This window comes from Actinomycetota bacterium, from assembly GCA_035536535.1.
Taxonomy (GTDB): Bacteria; Actinomycetota; JAICYB01; order JAICYB01; family JAICYB01; genus DATLNZ01.
This window is the reverse complement of record DATLNZ010000053.1, coordinates 1-2,522: the sequence shown is the minus strand read 5'-3', so window position 1 is coordinate 2,522 and position 2,522 is coordinate 1. Positions and strand designations below refer to the sequence as shown.

The 2,522-nt window shown below is 69.4% G+C and carries 3 protein-coding genes; all 3 read left to right on the top strand.

The genetic code is table 11. The features are described from left to right. Positions 1–727, top strand: a 727-nt coding sequence (locus VNE62_03505) for a DUF3866 family protein (protein HVE91357.1), incomplete at its 5' end; no start/stop codon positions are given. A 92-nt stretch (positions 728–819) separates the two neighbouring features. Continuing rightward, positions 820–1,443 (top strand): YrzE family protein, encoded by a 624-nt coding sequence (locus tag VNE62_03500; GenBank protein ID HVE91356.1) that lies wholly within the window; start codon positions 820–822, stop codon positions 1,441–1,443. A 119-nt stretch (positions 1,444–1,562) separates the two neighbouring features. Next, the coding region (locus VNE62_03495) for a WYL domain-containing protein (GenBank protein ID HVE91355.1) at positions 1,563–2,522 on the top strand (960 nt) is incomplete at its 3' end.

Below are 2,522 nucleotides of genomic sequence, written 5' to 3'. Positions count from 1 at the left end.
GGACTCACCCGGGTCGCTCGACCTGACGCCGGTTGTCGCGGCCTCTCTTCACTCACAGCTGTTGCCGGTCGTCGCCGCCATCAGGCACCGGATTCCCACTGCGCGGGTCGCCTACGTAATGACCGACGGCGCCGCTTTGCCCGCGGCCCTGTCAAAGGTCGTCCGGCGCATGCGGGAGCTCGAGTGGCTGTGCGGAGTCGTCACAGCGGGACATGCGTTCGGCGGCGACCTCGAGGCGGTTGGCGTTCCATCGGGGGTGCTGGCCGCCAGGCGCGTACTTGGTGCGGACGTGGTGGTCGCCGGTATGGGCCCGGGAGTGGTGGGGACGTCCACCCGCTTCGGCACCAGCGCGCTGGAGCTGGCGACGATCGTCATGGCCTCAAAGGCGGTTGGAGGCATGCCCGTCGTCGCTGTTCGAATGTCGTCCGGCGATCCCCGTGAGCGGCACCGGGGGCTGAGCCACCACGCCGTCACCGCTCTGGGTCTGGTGGACCCTGAGGGTGTCCAGGTGCCGGTGCCCGGTGAGGCGGGAGCCGAGGTGCGTTCCATGCTTCACCGGTTCCAGGTGGTCGAGGTGGACACAGCGCCGGTCCGTCCGCTTCTGGAGCAGGCGGCCGGGCAGGGGCTGGAGGCGTCGCACATGGGGCGCACTCCCGCGCAGGACCCTCTGTTCTTCGCGGCGGCCGGGGCCGCGGGGCTTCACGCCGCTTCGCTCGTGCAGGCCTGAGCGCGGCGTCGTAGTTTGGGTCCGCCCGCTCCGGGCATGAAGTGGCCCCGGAGGGCACAGGCCCGCTTTCAGAATGGGAGGATCCCCAGACCATGACCAGGACTTCTCGCAATGCCGGACGGCCGGCGACAGGCTACGGCTCCTCGTGGATCTCGATACTCACCGGCACGCTGGTGGCGTTCGGGGTGATGTTCCTTCTCAGCTCCATCGCGGCCTCCGTGCTCGCGGGCACGGACACGTCGCTGTCGGACGTGTCCCGGGATCCGGTTGTCCTGGGGGCCGGAGCCGCGGCGACCATCGTGCTGTTCCAATTCATGTCGTACCTGTGGGGTGGCTACACCGCGGGACGGATGGCCGGGCGTTCCGGGATCCAGAACGGACTGCTCGTCGCCGTGACCGCCATCGTCCTGGCCGTGATCACGGGTGTGATCGGCTACACGCTCGCGGACCGCGCTCTGGACATCCCGGCCCTCGGCCTCCTGCCGATCGCCACTGGCACGGCCATCGAATTCACCATCGCCCTGGGGGCCGCCGCTCTGGTGGCGATGCTCGCGGGGGCCGCCATCGGCGGAATGATCGGTGAGCGCAGGACGGCCAGGGTCGTCCCGGCACCGCGGTCCGTGGACAACCGCCCGGCCAAGGACCGCAGCCCCTCCGGACAGGGCAACGGCTCCTCTAAGGCCAAAAGCGGCAAGAAAGGCGCTTCCCGCAGGTAGCGCCACCCTTCCCGTCAGGGCCGCTCCGGAGTCCGGGAGCGGCCCCCGATCATTTGTCCACTTCTGCTTTCGCAAGGCCCCCGTCCTGACCCCCGCGGGGCGGCGGTAGGATACCCGGCGTGCAAAAGGTCGAGCGCCTCGTCAACCTCATCGCGCTCCTGCTGAACACCCGCCGTCCCCTGACCGTCGAGGAGATCCGCAACACGGTCCCCGGCTACCAGCAGGAGGACTACTCCTCGTTTAAGCGGATGTTCGAGCGGGACAAAGAGGAGCTGCGGTCCGTCGGCATTCCCATCGAGCGTCGGTTCACCGACGTGTGGGAGGTCGAGGAGGGGTACATGATCCCCAAGGACCGCTACTACCTCCCGAACCTGGACCTGACGCCCGAGGAGATGGCGGCCCTGTGGATCGCCTCGAGCGTTGTCGTCGAGGAGGGCGGACGTGAGGACCAGGCCCTGCTCAAGCTGTCGCTGGGCGAGGGGATGTCCATGGACCCGGCCGGGCCCCCGTGGCTGCGGGCCAGGCTCCATGTGGACGTCCCGGCTCTGCCGCAGGTGCTCGACGCGGTGGCGTCCCGCAGGTCGGTCGGCTTCAAGTACCGGGCCCCCGGACGCTCCGACGACACGCAGCGGACGGTGGACCCCTACGCGCTGATCCACCGCCAGGGGGCCTGGTACCTGGTAGGACACGACCACCTGCGTTCGGCCGTCCGGCACTTCAAGCTCCAGAGGATTACCTCGCCGGTGAAGTTCGCCGCGCGGGGCAGTGGTCCGGACTTCGAGGTGCCCGAGGGGTTCTCCACCGAAGGCCGGCTCACTGAGCCGTGGGTGGGGGACAAGGGCGTGTCGGTGGAGATCGCGTTCTCGCCGCGCATCGCGTGGTGGGTGCAGCAGTCCCTCGGTCTGGAGTCGGCAGGGACGTGGAAGGACTGGACGCTTGTCCGGCTCCCGGTGGTGGACGAGGACGGTTTCGTCTCGTGGGTCATCGGCTTCGGTGAGGACGCGATCGTGCGGTCGCCGGACCGGATGCGCAAGGCGGTCGTGGGCCGGCTGGAGGCGATCTCGGAGGCCAAGCGGCCG